This window comes from Corynebacterium sp. J010B-136 (genome assembly GCF_002967075.1).
Taxonomy (GTDB): Bacteria; Actinomycetota; Actinomycetes; order Mycobacteriales; family Mycobacteriaceae; genus Corynebacterium.
Genome location: NZ_PUGE01000001.1, coordinates 58,325 through 73,485 on the forward strand (window position 1 = coordinate 58,325; position 15,161 = coordinate 73,485).

Below are 15,161 nucleotides of genomic sequence, written 5' to 3' on the forward strand. Positions count from 1 at the left end.
ATGGCTGCAACAATGGTGCGCATGGCACAAGCATCAGAGGATTTTTCATCTGAAAATCCAGCCCGACGCAAAAAGTCTTTGCCCGTTATTATCGGCGGCGCGGTAGTGGTTTTAGTCGCCGGATACTTCGGCATTGACCTCTCTTCTGATAATTCAGGAAACTCCGGTGCTTCCGGTAACACTGGAAACTCTGATGATTCAGCTGTAGCAGGATCCGATGCTGGTACGACCGACGGTGAAACGTGCGCGATTGCTTCCCTGCCAGACGAGGCTAGCGAGACCCGCGATGACATCCTGGCCGGTGGTCCTTATGACTACCCCGACAATGACAATCGTCATTTTGGCAATTATGAAGGCATCTTGCCTGAGCAAAATTCGAACTTTTACCGCGAATACACTGTTGAAACCCCCGGCTTAGACCACCGTGGGCAGCGCCGCATCATTACCGGCGGTGGCTCCGAAGAAGCCCCTGAAGTGTGGTACTACACCGATGACCATTATGAATCATTCTGCGAGATCCCCGATGCCGAATAAGCGCCGCGTACTTATCACCGACTGTCTACACAGCCGTGACGACTTCTACCACGCGCTAGAATCCGTGCGCTGTGAACATGATGCTCCTGCACCAAAGACCTTAGACGCGCTGGCGGATTTCCTAGTCGATGCAAAAATTGACCGCATTACGTGTGCAAACTGGGATTTGAATGACGCTGATGCCGCGGCGATTATGCGGGTGCTAGGTGACCTTGGCGTGAAATTATACCGATAAAATCCCTCGCACGCTCGGGTATTTTACCGCAGGCACTACCCTAGATAGCCGGAAAATTCCGCCGAAGCGCGCGCGATGCGCTCGAGGCGGGATTCGGTCATAGACGCAATCTGGTCAATGATGACGCGTTGTTGCTCGGCTGGGGTGTTGGCTTGTTCCCACCACATGCGAAACATTGGGTCAAGTGTGCCCGGCGCGCCCGCGGTGAGGTAGTCAAAGACGCGGTAGACGCGCTCACGTTGGCGGTCCTGGCGGCGCAGGTGCACAGGAGTATCCATCACGTAAAGCACGGCGATGGTTTTAAGAAGGCGCACTTCGGCCTCCGCTGCTGGTGGGATAATGAGTTGGCCGTGTTGGCGGCCAAGCGTTTCCCCTGATTCTTTGGTCGCGGAGATAGTTGCGCCCACGTAGCGGCCGACTAATTCCGAGGTCATCTTCTTTAACTCCACGTAGCTTTTTAACGTGTAGTCAAAGGTGTGGTGAGAGACGATGGGAAGTTGGCGGAGGGAATCGGCGGCATCGAGAAGCTCTTCTGCCGTGCCACCGAAAGCTTTGGCGCCTTTATCGGCGAGGTTGGCAAGCTCAACTAAGTCCCACAGCACGTTAAGCGAGATGCGTCCGGAGACAATGCCGTCTTCGACATCGTGGACGGAATAGGCAATGTCGTCGGACCAGTCCATGGTTTGTGCTTCCATCGAGGGCTGGTCATCGACATGCCCTTCGCGCAGCCAGTCAAGGATATGCGCGTCTTCATCGTAGGCCCCGTATTTGCGGTTGATGCTGCCATCCGCGTTCGTCTTCGCCTTGGGGTATTTACAGGCGGCATCAAGTGCTGCACGGGTGAGGTTAAGGCCTACGGAGTTGCCTTCATCGTCGATGATCTTTGGCTCCAGGCGGGTGAGGATACGCAGGGTCTGGGCATTGCCTTCAAAGCCGCCGCATTCGGTGGCGACTTCATTGAGCGCATTTTCGCCATTGTGGCCATAGGGTGGATGACCAATATCGTGGGTAAGCCCAGCCATCTCACACAGGTCGGCGTTAAGACCTAGCCCCTCCCCAATGCCGCGGGCGATTTGGGCGACTTCTAAAGAGTGAGTAAGGCGGGTGCGTGGGGTATCGCCGTCGTGGGGGCCGACGACCTGAGTCTTATCGGCCAACCGGCGTAGTGCCGCCGAGTGCAGCACGCGGGCGCGATCACGGGAAAAGGCACCGCGCTGATCGGCTTCTGAAGACGCAAAAGTAGAACCCTTGGGCGATTCATCAAAAATCCGGGCGGTATCAGCGGCGTTGTAGAAATACATTGCCTTTCATTCTATGTTGTTATCGCTGCTAGCGTCTGTATTGTTCGACGAGTTCTTGCGAATCAAACCGTGGCGGGTTTTAAACCGCGGGCGAATAAGTGCTTCCACGTTATAGAGCAGCCCGCGGATCTTCTCCCCTGCTGTCTTGCCCAACAGCCCGGTAAGGATAGCGACTATGAGTCCGCCGGCCTCATGGGCGAGTCCGCCCCACCATTCTTTTTGTGGGAAGGAATAAGGACACGTGCGCGCACCTTTAACCTTTGGGGTCCAGCCTAGCTGCCGAGCAATGAGCTTCGCGCGCACGGTGTGGAGGGGGTCGGTGATGAGGTAAGAGGGGGCATCGAAAAGCAAAGCGTGCTCTTTTAACACTGCTTCCAAAGAACCGACTGTGTCATTGCCCTTGGGGATGGCATGCACCCGAGTCTCATCCACGTTGCGGTTTAGCAGGTATGTCTTAGCCACCTGGGCTTCGGTGAACCTATCGCCCGGCATATTGGCGCCAAGGGTATAAAAATGCACGTCTTTGTCCGCGTGCTCCCCCGCTATGGCCAAAGCCTCCTCCAAGCGCGCGGCAAGCACCTTTGATGCCCGGCCATCATATTGCGAGGCACCCAAGATAACTATTGCCATATCCATAGCACCCCAGACTACGTGGTGTGGTTGGACGTAGTAGGTGGAAATGGCGAATGAGTCTCTAGGTGCTGCCTGGCGGGCATGGGTGCTGTGGGAGGTTTATATGAATCTTTAGCGAAATACCGCGGGATTCGGCTTATTGTGGAGGAAAGTTATTTTTCGCAGGGGATGCATTGAAGGGAGTCTGGGTGCCGCAGCTACATATCAATCACGTAAGAAACCAGGTGGAGATTGAATACCATCTCAATATGTTCATCTCCGCGTTTCGCACTGATGCTGCAGGTGACCCGGAGTTCACCTATGAAGATTTGCTGGCGTACTTTCTGCATTTCCCGACTAGCTCCGGGTCCACTGCCCAATTCGGTGAGGATTGGTGGCGGCTGCAAGTAAACGCTGAGCAAATAATGTCCGGGGAGCCTGGGGACAGCGAAAGGTTTCATCATTGCGAGCGCCCGGAGTTCTTTGGCGATAGTGCTTATCTGGAACTTGTGGTTCACGGTGATGGCACGGAGACTGCGGCTGTCAGGGCGCACGATGGTGAGCTGATGGAAGATTGTGATGGCGCGGCGTCTGGCGATTACTTACTTCTTATGAGGTCATTAGCTTCATTGGTTCGCCGTGCGAAGGAGGATCCGGGCTATTTTCCGGTGACGTCGTGGCATGTCACCTATTCGCGGGGTGACGGGGAGAAAGATTGGAAAATCTGGTTTCTTGCCGGGTGTGAAAAGGGTGAGCCACCGCGCTGGTCGCCGTATTGGTCTACAGGCTGATGCTTATTAAGCAGCTGAGAAATAGCGCGAGTGAGAGTGGCGAAGGTTCTTCTCGCTGTGGCTGGCTATTGCGACAATCTCAAGGTCGGGGTCGGCGTTTTTCCTATCAAGGACAATGCGCTGCTTTGTAGCTTCTAGTAATGAAGCAAACTTAGAGACTTCCACCCTGCCGCTGCGGCGCTGATATTTAATTAAAAAGGCTGGCATTTATCTTCCCTCCCTGAGATTTCAGGCGCACGTTGTTATTTAATTTCAGGCTAGCTCAGATCGCAGTAGGTCTTATGCTTTTCTCAGGGACTTCCCACAGGCAGCGGCACACGACGGTAGGATTGGCGGATATGAACAAGCGAGTGCGTATTGGCCATCTCCTGTGTACCGGTTTATTTGCCACTGCCCTAGGCTGCGGGGTTGCTGCCCCGGCTTTTGCGGCAAGTGTTGATGTTATAGCGCAGGCACCGACTGTAATTACTGATCGCGTCACTGATACTGCGGGTGTGCTCAGCGCTGCTGAAGAGCAGGAGCTGACAGACAAGATTACGCAGCTGCAGCAGGAACAGCAGTTGATGGTGCATATTGTCTTTAGCAATGACTTAGGCGATATGGATGCAGAAAGCTACGCGGGCGCGCTTGTCGATGAAAAAGGCCCGAACTCCGCTGCCTATGTCGTGAACTTAGAAACCCGGAAGATGGGTGTACAAACTGGCGATCAGTGGCCGCAGGGCAAATTAGACGAGATGTATGAAGCGGCCTATGGGCCCCTAGCTACCGATGACTGGGCAGGCTCCGCGAATGCGCTGATGGATGCGGCACTAGGCACCGGTGGGGCCGGCGGCAATGGTGGCGCATGGTTAGCCGGCGCCGGTGGTGTCGCCGTGGTGGCCGGTGGCGGTATCTGGGCTTATACGCGTAAGCGGACCAAGAAGGAATCGGCAGCGGTCTTAGAAGATGCCCGTGAGATTGCACCGACGGATATTCGCCGGTTGAATTCTTTGGATTTGGAGACCTTGGACGCGTTGGCGCATGAGGAATTGGTCAGCACCGATGAATCGATTCGCCGTGGCAAGGAAGAATTAGACATCGCAACCGCTGAGTTTGGCCCTGAGCGCACCAGGTCATTTACGCGCGCGATGAACCACTCCACCACCACGTTGCAAAAGGCGTTTGGTATTCGCCAGCGCCTGGATGACTCGATTCCAGAGACCCCGGAGCAGCGCCGGGAGATGCTGGTGGAGATTATCTCTTCTTGTGGCCAGGCCGATGATGCGCTTGATGCCCAGGCGGCAGAGTTCGCGGAGATGCGCAACCTGCTTATTAATGCTGATTCCAAGTTGGATGAGCTGACCCAGCGCACGATTGATGTCCGCGCGCGTTTGCCCAAGGCCGAGCAGACCTTGGAAGGTCTGCAAGCTGAATTTAACGAAGAGATGCTGCAGTCGATTGATGACAATACGCAGATGGCCGCAGCCGCGTTGGATGAGGCGGAGAAGTCTTTGGAATCCGCGCGTGAGATTGCGGCGCGTCCGGCCGGTGAGCAAGGTGCGGTGGTTGGCTTTATCCGCGATGCTGAGCACGCGATTGAGGTCTCTGACCGCAACCTGCAGGGCGTCGAGAATGCCCGCAGCAATATCTCCCAGGCGCAGGCGACGTTGCCGGCGCTGATTGAAGAGGTCGAAGGCGAAATCGCTGAGGCCGGACAGATTAAGGCGCAGGGTCGCTCCCAGGGCACCGAAGCTAACTGGCAGGACCTCGATGCCGTGGTTGCCCGCGCGCAGCAGGCCGTGGATACTGCCAAGCAGGAAGGTTCCACTGACCCGCTGGGCCAGCACACGGCGTTGATTACCATTGATACGGAGCTGGATGAGCAGCTGGATACCGTGCGTGAGATAACCTCCACGCACGCGCGCCAGCTAGAGCAATTTGCCAAGCAGATTCAGGCAGCCGCGACACAGGTTCAGGCCGCAGAAGATGTCATTTCCTCGCGCGGGCGGATTGTGGGTTCCGGTGCACGCACCGCGCTTGCCGATGCCAAACATCTCCACGCCCAAGCCCTCCACTCCCGCGACCGCGATATTCGCCAAGCCATTGACTACGCGCGTCAATCGACGAATGCTGCGAAGATTGCGGCGGACCGGGCACGTGATGATTACAACAACCACCGCCGTGCCCAGCAGCGCCAGCAGGCCGGAAATATGGCCGGCAATATCATCACCGGCATGGTCATTGGCCAAGTCCTCGGCGGCGGCCGCGGTGGCGGCGGCGGATTTGGTGGCGGTTTCGGAGGAGGCTTCGGTGGCGGAGGCGGAGGTTTTTCCGGTGGCGGTGGCGGCGGAGGTTTCCGCGGCGGCTCCTTCTAAATCCCACTAGCGCCCCACAGCTTCTTTGCCTTATCTGGCAGAAGCTGTGGGGTCATTTGGCTTCTTCAGGTAACTTCACGACAACGCCATTTGCTCGTTGTAAGCCAGTAAACGCAAAGACCTGACGCGATATAGGCCTGAGCGACCGTCTCTTCGATCCACATAGTCAAAAGAGTATTAAACGGCTACGTGGAAGTGATGATTCTCAGATGGTCCTTGTTCATTCACCGCTGCATATCTAGGCACGACGATGAGGCTGAAAGCTGTGACTAGCAAACCCATGTCCTAGGAAATTCCTAGCTACGCGAGACATCAAACCCGAGTTCTCTTAGTTTAGCTTCGGAGGCATCAATGTTCTCTAGGAGGCTGGTGGGGATGATAACGTTAAGCTCCGATTTTGCTCTTGAGCAACCGACGTAAAAGAGCCTGTATGCGGAAAGTAAGCCTTCTATTCGTGTTAGATTGAATAGCTTCTTGGCCGAAGTGATCCCAGGACGTTCAAGGTATTTGTTGTATGCCTCTGAATAGAGTTCAATAAACAGTGGGGAGTCTGCGAACTCCCGCTTCACTCTCTCGGCTTCAGCGGTGGTGACCGCCTTGATCGGTTGAAATCCGGCAGCCTTTAGATTTGAGATGTCTTGCCCAATATTTTCTCTCGCCTTCTGGAACGCATCAGATAGGCGGGCCCGAAGATCCTCAAGAGTCTGAAGGCTGAAATCATACTCAGGCCAGAGGTTGAACAGGGTTTTCATGTGCACCGCAGGAGACGTGTTGCTGTGCTCCGCAGTAAAGATGACCTTCTCGTGGCTTTCTCCTTTAACTCCGTGTTGCGTGGAGCGTTCAGGGTCTTGATTAAAGGCGAAAGCATTCCCAACCTGCTCAAAGGGGATATCAAGGACTGTTACATAGTCATCTACCAAGAAGTAGTCTGATACATTAGGCGCCTTTTCGAATTTCATGGATCCAAGATGCGTGATAACTTGCCTGATCGTAGTATTTTCAGAATCCATTAGTGTGAATAAAGATTCCAATTCTCGAGAGAGAACAGCCTTGTCAGAATGAGAATGCAGTGTAACCATTCCAAACTCCTTAGGATACCTGCGCAGCGTAGAAATTACACTCCCTATGCGGCCAGCTTCGTAGGCTGCCTTCAATTCTAGGAGACCATACAAAAGCCTAATAACGGGATTTTGAACTTTCTCCCATTCAACCTCTGCCAGAACCGAAACTGCTGAATGCCGCGAGTTAAACCCGTGCTCCGGCATTGCCTGCAGCGACCTCAGTAGCTCAAGTGCCCCGATGGATTCGTAGATCGTTGCATTGGCTATGTTGAGGATGAGCGTACTGTCGTCTTGGAGTTGTTCTTCTAACTCTCTAAACTTATCTGCGATGAATACCTTCGGGGTTGTTCCGGAGACTTCACTATGAGCTACCTGATTCAGGCTTTCGTCGTTGTAAATCCGGTTTAGTAGCGAGACTATCTCGGGAGTCGAGCGAAAGTTCGTAACTTCCCTTTGCTCTGGTTCAAATTGTTGAATAAGAGATTGAAATCGAGCTGGATCAGACTTGTAAATCTGCTGCATCCGGTCACCGTACAGGTGAAGAGCGAACCCCGACTGCTTGGCTGCTTCAAGGAAGAATTCGAGCACGTTCACGTCCGTGTCCTGGTACTCATCAATTATAATTTGTTGATATTTGGTATTGACCCGCCTATAGATGAGTGGATATCTTTTTGCGCATTTAGCAATGAAGGACAAGAGGTCTTCGTGAGATAGACCTCCTCGATAGAGCGTGTTGAAAGCCCTTTCGTTGTAATAAAGGGACGAAATAGAATCTAAAATCGCCTGAAGACTCAGTGGTTCTCCGAATTCCGCCCGGTACCTTGAGTTACTTTCCTCCACGTTCTTATTGTTCTCCGAGTTTTCGATTCTTGTCTTAATTCTCTCACCGTAGAATTCAATGTAGAGCGCAACGATTTCCGGAGCAGCAAAGAGAGATTTTGAAAAATCATTCATAAAAGAGTGAATGGTTGAAACCTCGACATTTGGAGAGGAGATACCCGCTGTTAGCTCGTCTGCCGCACGGTTGGTAAACGTCACGCAGAGTAACTTGTCCAGTGGGTGCTCGATTGCCCAGGCATTGACCCGTTTTTTAATTTCCGTACTTTTACCGCTCCCTGCCGGGGCGTTGACAATCTTGAGGTCTGTCATGAGTTCAACCATTTCAATACAGAAAGAATATACGGCGGCACTTTATCTTTGAAATCAGGAGATATAAGCAGCGAGTACATAAAGTCCGTTTTATTATTAGCCGTGGAAGCTACTACCTCACGGATGGACGACGATGCATCCTTGGGTATCGAAATCTTCAGCCCAAGTTTTTCACGCAATTCATTCCACTCCTCGGAATTTTTCTCCTCCCACCTGAATGAAGAGGTTATGGTTGCAAGAATTGCTTCCTCAAGCGTCCGCCCATAGCCATCTGCTTCAGATTGAAAGGCTACTGCGGCTGAATAGTCTCCTTTTGTCGTAGCAACACCCTCTTTCTTGGAGATTAGGTCAACGAGTTGTTTGACCGTGGGAGCCACCTTCTTCCGTGGGTCTTCATTTTTCGGCTCTCCAAAGAAGTCGATTAACGTCGCATTCGAAGTTTCCAAGGCAACTAGGTCTTCTAGACTTTTTGGCTTAGCGTCTTTCGTGTAGTCGATGTCTGTAATTATCGCTGTTTTAAGATGCAGAGTATCGACAATGAGCGGCTTATAAATGTGGGCATACGCGCCACCTACTTGGACATAAGAGATGTACTGAGTCCTCAGGCCGGAAAGATCCTCATGCTCTTTGATTAGTGCCTGTATGTACATTCGTTCAGTGTCCCCCTCGTACATAATCACCTTGTCTGCAAACAGGATGTCGGAGAAGTTGATTGAGTAGAGCAGGTTAAACAGACGCTGTGTTTCAGTCGTCTTGCCTTTGACCTCGAGTTCATGAAACTCTCGGAGGTCGACAACTCTGCATCTACCTCCTTCTATCTTCAGCACTCTCAGCTGTTCTATCGCGCTAGAGCGAACGATTTCATTTGAATGGGTCGTCACTACCCCCTGAAGCCCACCGGCATTCCTAACCTGCGCAAATAAATGGTTGATGAATGCATTCTGCATCTGCGGATGCATGTGAGATTCAGGCTCTTCAATCACCAAAAGATTAACCAGCAGTTGGTTCTCAGGTGTTCTAGCGGAGCGTATGAACGACTCTGCTTCAAGGTGAAGAAAGATAAGGTTGCTGTAGCCGAGCCCTTGCGAAGCTTCTCCTAGGGGTATGCCTTCGCCTACGTATCTGGTCTGCATCGACTGAGATATCAGCTGTACTGCTTGTTCTTCGGTCAGGTCGAAATCAACTAAGAGATCACTTTGAGCAGTACCATTGGTTTTCGAGATTGACTCGACTACATCATTAAGACTTTTAATCGCTTCTTCTGCAGTGATCTTTCGGATCTCGGTGGAGTCGATCGCCTCAATTATGAGGTCTGGGAATTCTGCAAATTCAGTCGCCCATTTTTCATCTTCTTGGGCAACATCAATGAGCCTGCGATTCAGGGATTTTGTTTTGTCATCTTTAGTGTCGTCAAGCGTTCGTGCTGCTTTGATGGATCGGAAGTTAAAGAGCTGAGCAAATTTCTGAGGTGAATCAATTTGTATTAGATTAGAGAATTCTGCATCTGCAAAAAATACATCCGTGTCAGCGCACTCAGTAGTTGCATGATCTATTAGTGATTGGAGTTTGCGGAAACCTAACGACTTAAATTGGACGCTTGGGAGATCCGTCCAGTTATTATCATCAATCGCCTTCTTTAACGCTGGGTAAAGTTCTTGATAGACCGCTACGTACTTCTCAGGCCTTTGATGAAAGCGGTACCGAAAATAGAAGGCACTCTTGTCACTATCGAGATCCATCAAGTAGCTGGCAAACTCACGAATATCGTCGTTCGACGGGTCATATCTCACCACGAACCTAACTTCTATCGAAGGGAGCTTGGGTGCGGTGTCTTCATCCTCTAGAAAAGAAAAATAGGCATCCTCGCCCGCAAGTGCTGCTTCGATAATCTCTCGCGACCATTCCATGCGCGCCTCAGTACTTAAGTCATCAGCTCGAAAGCGACCTTCTCCTCCGATGACAATTCTGAGTAGGTCAATCAATGAAGTCTTGCCGCTATTGTTTGCGCCTGCCAGCACTGTGGAGAGCTCTTCAAGCCTGATGGTCTGTGAGTGGAAGCGACGATAACCGTCGATATAGATTGAATCAATTTTCATTTGTATAAATCTGCTGTAGACCCGATCAATTCCAAGTTCTTGCACAGTTTCATTGAAGCCCGAAAAAGCTTCATTGACTTGCGCCGAGTTGATGGAGAGCTTACTCTTCTGGCTCGATTTTAATTATGACAAGCATCTGAGACACGTCAACTGCTACTATCAGCACCATACCACCGATTTCTCTTGTAACTCTTCAATGTTGTCATTAGGAAGATAATTGACACTTCCTCCTGACTGCCAAATGCCCCCAGCTTCGACTACTCGAAGGACCTATCCGAGAACTTGTCCACCTAGGCCGCCGCCTGCACAAACCTTGTTGAAATCCTGGCGCATTTTTATGTTTGGCCTCCTAGGACTAGGTAGACGCAATCAGCGGATGCCTCAATCACCTACACGGAATTAAGATTTCGCAATCGCACCCACGACACCCTGCGCTGTTTCCTCCACTCTGGACACATCGCACTCAAAAGCAAAGCACCCTAGTCCCGGAAGAGTCATTTTACTAGCTTCCGGACTGATCGCCGCATGGGCACCCAGTGACAATGTCCGAGGACTTATCCTCGCGCTAGTGCTACTTGGTATGGGCTGGAACCTTGGGATCATCTCCGGCACCACGCTGGTCGTGCAAGGAACTGAGCCTGAAACACGCGCTGCCAAGCAAGGCAGCATCGATGTGTGGATTAACATCTTCGGCGCCGGTGCTGGTGTGTTCTCCGGGCTGTTGATGAGCGCTGCCGGGTTCGGCATGCTCTCTATCGCCGGCGGCATCCTCGCACTGATTATCGTCCCCGCGCTAGCGCTTGCCCCGAAAGCACACGTGCCTGCTTAAATCATCATCTGCTTTTGCACGCCTGGACCGTCAATGAGCATGCAGCCATAAGATAAGAATACGGCGTCGAAGAAAGGGATTTCCTCGGCGCCTTCGGCGGCCGAAGTCACCGTGAGCGAACCATCACCACGCGGACGGGTACGCAGCACCGAGCCACGGTCATTGGAAATCACGCGCTCGCGGCGAAACGGGTTTACCCGCTGTAGTTTATAGCGCTCATGGTCACAATCCGCGTTGAGCACGTTGACCGTAAACGACAACTGTCCCATCGTGTATAGGTTGCCCTTTGATGAGGTAGCCCGCAGGCGAAAGCGCGGTGCACCGATATTGTGCTCGATGAGCAGATTCTGGTGCCCCACCGAGATCACATCAGCGCGCACGCGCGCTAAAACCTGATCGCCTGAATCTGTTAAGACATTGTCTTTCCACCGCCAGACCTCACCGCTGAGATCAATCTGGGTGTTAAAAATCCCTGCTCTATTAGCCACAATTGCATAGCTTAAAGCAGGAATGCCACCACCGCGACCGCAGAGGCAAGAAGCAAGGTAGCAATCATCGCAACCGAGGACTTCTTCAAGCGATTTTCCAAGATTAAACGCGCGAACCAGGACAAAGCCGCGATTTCTTCCGTCGACAACTCAATCTTGTCATCGTGCATAAATTCCAGATTGACCTTGCGCACGCCGTTATTGCGGCCCGAAAATTGCGCGACGAAGTTCTCATTCACGTCATCGATGATCCAGTCATTGGAATTCTCATTGACGATAGTAAAGGTACGCCCGTCTAAAGAAACGTCCAGTTTCTTGTCTTTGTTTAAATCACCAGAGATGCGAAAGACGCGGTCATCTGAGGTCGTGGCAGAAGCCCCCAACTTCTCATCCACGCTCAAGCGCCAGAAATCACCGTTGATATCCGCGGAGCCAGCTGAAAATGTACCGAGCGTTTCTGGACCCTCTTCTACTAATAGTTTCGGGTTGTCACGGTCACTTCTATCCCAACTGGTGTATTTCATGCTTACAGAGTCTAATGCGGTGACCACCCTTTCGGGTAGTCACCGCATTAAAAGTGCTCAAAGTTGAGCTAAGTCATAGCCTTTTCCAAGCCTATTTCGGGTTGTTTAAGCCCTACGGCTTTAACAACCCGCGAGACGCGCAGCTAGGTAGGTTTCGAGCTCGTCAATCTTGACGCGCTCTTGCTCCATGGAGTCACGCTCACGCACGGTTACTGCATTGTCTTCGAGTGAATCAAAGTCGTAGGTTACGCAGAATGGCGTACCGATTTCATCCTGGCGACGGTAGCGACGACCAATCGCACCAGAGACGTCGTAGTCAACGTTCCACAGGCCACGCAGCTTATCGGCCAATGCCTTTGCTGGGGTGGACAGCTCTTCCTTCTTCGACAGTGGCAGAACTGCAACCTTGACTGGCGACAGACGACGGTCCAGCTTCAAAACGACGCGGGTGTCAGTGCCACCCTTGGCGTTTGGAACTTCTTCCTCGGTATAAGCGTCAACCAAGAATGCCATCATCGAGCGGCCCAGACCGGCAGCTGGCTCGATAACGTATGGAATCCAACGTTCTTCGGTGGTCTGGTCAAAGTAAGACAGGTCTTCACCGGAGTGCTCAGAGTGCACGCGCAGGTCGTAGTCAGTACGGTTAGCAACGCCTTCCAGCTCGCCCCACTTGGAGCCCTGGAAACCGAATGCGTACTCCACGTCGACGGTGCGCTTGGAGTAGTGCGAGAGCTTTTCCTGTGGGTGCTCGTACAGACGCAGGTTTTCTGGGTTAACACCTAGGTCGACGTACCACTGCAGGCGGTTGTCGATCCAGTACTGGTGCCAGTCCTCATCCTCGCCTGGCTTGACGAAGAATTCCATCTCCATCTGCTCAAACTCACGCGTACGGAAGATGAAGTTACCTGGGGTAATTTCATTACGGAAAGACTTACCGATATTGGCGATACCAAACGGTGGCTTCATACGCGCCGAGGTCATGACGTTTTTGAAGTTGACGAAGATACCCTGTGCGGTTTCAGGACGCAGGTAGTGCAAGCCCTCTTCATCATCAACTGGCCCCAGGAAGGTCTTGAGCAGACCGGAGAATGCCTTAGGCTCCGACCACTTGCCTGGCTGACCGGTTTCTGGGTCATTGATATCTGCCAGACCGTTTGCTGGTGGGTGGCCGTGCTTTTCTTCGTAGGCCTCCAACAGGTGGTCAGCGCGGTAGCGCTTGTGGGTGTGCAAGGACTCCACCAATGGGTCGGTGAAGACTTCTACGTGACCGGAAGAAATCCAGGTCTGGGTGGGCTGGATGATGGAAGAATCAATACCGACGACGTCATCACGGGATTGCACCATGTGACGCCACCACTGGCGCTTGATGTTTTCCTTGAGTTCTACACCCAGGGGACCGTAGTCCCAGGCCGAGCGCGATCCGCCGTAGATCTCGCCAGCCTGGTACACCAGGCCACGACGCTTACAAAGATTTACGACAGAATCAATCACTGACGCCATAATAATTAAGACTCCTCTGGTAGGGGACAGCCGATGGTTCTAATCACGTCATTCTATCTTGTGAAAGAAATCCGCGCCCGATGGGGTTGAATTGGTTCTTATATGTCACGGCAACTAAGTTGCTAAACTCAGATTCATGACCGTTCATTCCTCAAGCTCACACACCCCAAAGCTTGGTATGCGTACCACAAAACAGCGCACTGCAGTTGTTGAAGTTATGCAGGAAATTGACCGCTTCCAATCGGCCAAAGAAATTCACACTGCGCTCCAAGACCGTAACGCCAAGGTCGGTCTCACTACCGTGTACCGCACCTTGCAATCACTCGTTGATATCAACGCTGTCGATGCCCTGCACTCCCCGACCGGCGAGGTTTTATACCGCCACTGCGAATCCGAGGCGCACCACCATCACCTGGTGTGCACCAAATGCGGGCGCACCGAGGAAATCGATGGCGGCCCGATTGAAAAGTGGGCTAAAGATGTCGCCGACACCTACGGTTTCCAGCTCACCGGCCACGACGCCGAAGTCTTCGGCGTATGCGCCAAGTGCAGGGGAAATTCCTAGTAAAAAGTTCGCCCACGCTCACTTTTTACGCGAAGAGCAAGCCGAGCAAGTACGTAATACCCGCAGCGCCTAGGCCAATCGCCAGCTGACGCAGCGCACGGAATAGTGGCGGCTTGCCGGAAATCAGACCGGTAATACCGCCGGTGGTCATCAGCGCGATAGACACCAGCACGATGGCAACAATCGCACCTGGTAAAACGTCCATGCCGAAGATATACGGAATGATCGGAATCAGCGCGCCGGTGGCAAAGAAGCAGAAGCTGGAGAGTGCTGCGGACCAGGCTTCGCCGATTACCCCGTGGGACTTATCTTCCTCAACGGCGGGCTCAGCATGGGCATGGTTAGATGCATCGGCAGCCGCGGTGCGTTCTTGCAGCGCGTGGAAGACCGTTTGCGCCTTGGCTTCAGCTTCTTCGTGGTTCATGCCGCGGGCACGGTAGATCAGCGCAAGCTCATTGGCATCAACATCCAACTCCCCTGCCAACTGCGTTGCTGGTGCCGCCGGACGTGAAGCTTCAAGCAGCTCACCCTGGGACTTCACGGACACGTACTCACCCGCGGCCATCGACAAGGCACCGGCCAAAAGACCCGATACACCGGTCAGCAGCAAGGTCGACGTCGGAGCACCGGAGCCCATCACGCCGATAACCAGCGCGAGGTTTGAGACCAGACCATCGTTCGCGCCGAAGACGGCGGCGCGGAAGCTACCGGAGATTTTCTCCCGGCCCTGAATAGCAAGACCGCGAACGACTTCGGCGTGCACGCGTTCATCGGCAGCTAATTGCTCACTGGCATCTTCATCGTCTAGATACGGTGTGCGGCTTTCCGCCGACTGCATGAGCGCCAAAGTAAATACGGAGCCGAAGTTCTTGGCCATCCAGCCCATAAACTGCGTATTCAAATCGGGCTTTTGGGGCATGCCAATATACTCGCCGAGCTTTTCCTGCCAGTACTGTTCGTGGCGGGATTCGGCATCGGCTAGCTTGAGCAAAATATCGCGCTCTTCGCCCTTCTTCTTACGGGCAAGTTCACGATAGACTGCGGCTTCAGCGCGCTCATTAGCCAAATACTTCCGCCAGCGGGCAATCTGCTGGCGAGTTGGCTGCTCCATGGTTTCCATCC

The 15,161-nt window shown here is 52.9% G+C and carries 15 protein-coding genes; 6 read left to right on the forward strand and 9 right to left on the reverse strand.

All coding sequences use genetic code 11. The features are described 5' to 3' along the window. The first annotated feature begins 12 nt into the window (after positions 1–12). Both C5Y44_RS00235 and C5Y44_RS00240 read left to right on the forward strand, forming a co-directional pair. Positions 13–534 (forward strand): ribonuclease domain-containing protein, encoded by a 522-nt coding sequence (locus C5Y44_RS00235; protein WP_105323150.1) that lies wholly within the window; start codon positions 13–15, stop codon positions 532–534. Then, complete coding sequence (locus C5Y44_RS00240) at positions 524–769, forward strand: hypothetical protein (RefSeq protein ID WP_105323151.1); 246 nt, start codon at positions 524–526, stop codon at positions 767–769. Before C5Y44_RS00235 ends, C5Y44_RS00240 begins: the two co-directional genes overlap by 11 nt. A gap of 35 nt (positions 770–804) precedes the next feature. On the opposite strand, the gene C5Y44_RS00245 is transcribed toward C5Y44_RS00240, so the two are convergent. Both C5Y44_RS00245 and C5Y44_RS00250 read right to left on the reverse strand, forming a co-directional pair. Then, complete coding sequence (locus C5Y44_RS00245) at positions 805–2,070, reverse strand: deoxyguanosinetriphosphate triphosphohydrolase (protein WP_105323152.1); 1,266 nt, start codon at positions 2,068–2,070, stop codon at positions 805–807. A 6-nt stretch (positions 2,071–2,076) separates the two neighbouring features. Beyond that, positions 2,077–2,706 carry a YdcF family protein gene (locus C5Y44_RS00250; RefSeq protein WP_105323153.1) on the reverse strand — a complete coding sequence of 210 codons (630 nt, stop codon included), beginning with the start codon at positions 2,704–2,706 and terminating at the stop codon, positions 2,077–2,079. A 221-nt stretch (positions 2,707–2,927) separates the two neighbouring features. Between C5Y44_RS00250 and C5Y44_RS00255 the strand changes: the two genes are divergently transcribed. After that, a complete protein-coding gene (locus C5Y44_RS00255; protein WP_146108460.1) occupies positions 2,928–3,473 on the forward strand; it encodes a hypothetical protein in 546 nt (181 codons plus the stop codon). Positions 3,474–3,479: 6 nt separating this feature from the next. On the opposite strand, the gene C5Y44_RS00260 is transcribed toward C5Y44_RS00255, so the two are convergent. Next, entirely contained in the window at positions 3,480–3,680 is a 201-nt protein-coding gene (locus tag C5Y44_RS00260) for a hypothetical protein (RefSeq protein WP_105323155.1), read from the reverse strand. 131 nt (positions 3,681–3,811) lie between these two features. Here C5Y44_RS00260 and C5Y44_RS00265 point away from each other — a divergent pair, with 131 nt between their 5' ends. Continuing rightward, the gene (locus C5Y44_RS00265) at positions 3,812–5,827 is read left to right on the forward strand and encodes a YgcG family protein (RefSeq protein WP_105323156.1); all 2,016 of its coding nucleotides are present in this window, start codon (positions 3,812–3,814) and stop codon (positions 5,825–5,827) included. Positions 5,828–6,123: 296 nt separating this feature from the next. Here the strand turns inward: C5Y44_RS00265 and C5Y44_RS00270 are convergent, their stop codons facing one another. Next, the gene (locus C5Y44_RS00270) at positions 6,124–8,037 is read right to left on the reverse strand and encodes a UvrD-helicase domain-containing protein (RefSeq protein ID WP_105323632.1); all 1,914 of its coding nucleotides are present in this window, start codon (positions 8,035–8,037) and stop codon (positions 6,124–6,126) included. After that, positions 8,034–10,133 carry an ATP-dependent endonuclease gene (locus C5Y44_RS00275; RefSeq protein ID WP_105323157.1) on the reverse strand — a complete coding sequence of 700 codons (2,100 nt, stop codon included), beginning with the start codon at positions 10,131–10,133 and terminating at the stop codon, positions 8,034–8,036. The genes C5Y44_RS00270 and C5Y44_RS00275 overlap by 4 nt, the downstream gene beginning before the upstream one ends. 580 nt (positions 10,134–10,713) lie before the next feature. On the opposite strand from C5Y44_RS00275, the gene C5Y44_RS00280 reads away from it, so the two are divergent. Beyond that, on the forward strand, positions 10,714–10,962 hold the full coding sequence (locus C5Y44_RS00280; protein WP_105323158.1) for a hypothetical protein: 249 nt from the start codon (positions 10,714–10,716) through the stop codon (positions 10,960–10,962). Here C5Y44_RS00280 and C5Y44_RS00285 read toward each other — a convergent pair. The 3 genes from C5Y44_RS00285 to C5Y44_RS00295 all read right to left on the reverse strand — a co-directional run bounded on the left by C5Y44_RS00285 (position 10,959) and on the right by C5Y44_RS00295 (position 13,474). Continuing rightward, complete coding sequence (locus C5Y44_RS00285; RefSeq protein ID WP_105323159.1) at positions 10,959–11,450, reverse strand: hypothetical protein; 492 nt, start codon at positions 11,448–11,450, stop codon at positions 10,959–10,961. The genes C5Y44_RS00280 and C5Y44_RS00285 overlap by 4 nt on opposite strands. An 11-nt stretch (positions 11,451–11,461) precedes the next feature. Next, positions 11,462–11,974 carry a hypothetical protein gene (locus C5Y44_RS00290; RefSeq protein ID WP_105323160.1) on the reverse strand — a complete coding sequence of 171 codons (513 nt, stop codon included), beginning with the start codon at positions 11,972–11,974 and terminating at the stop codon, positions 11,462–11,464. Positions 11,975–12,094: 120 nt separating this feature from the next. Beyond that, positions 12,095–13,474, reverse strand: coding sequence for a glycine--tRNA ligase (locus C5Y44_RS00295; protein ID WP_066792875.1), 1,380 nt, complete (start codon positions 13,472–13,474; stop codon positions 12,095–12,097). A 136-nt stretch (positions 13,475–13,610) separates the two neighbouring features. Here C5Y44_RS00295 and C5Y44_RS00300 point away from each other — a divergent pair, with 136 nt between their 5' ends. Further along, positions 13,611–14,039, forward strand: coding sequence for a Fur family transcriptional regulator (locus C5Y44_RS00300; protein ID WP_105323161.1), 429 nt, complete (start codon positions 13,611–13,613; stop codon positions 14,037–14,039). Between the two features lie 25 nt (positions 14,040–14,064). Here C5Y44_RS00300 and C5Y44_RS00305 read toward each other — a convergent pair whose 3' ends face one another. After that, positions 14,065–15,150 (reverse strand): VIT1/CCC1 transporter family protein, encoded by a 1,086-nt coding sequence (locus tag C5Y44_RS00305; protein ID WP_369831055.1) that lies wholly within the window; start codon positions 15,148–15,150, stop codon positions 14,065–14,067. Positions 15,151–15,161: the final 11 nt, after the last annotated feature.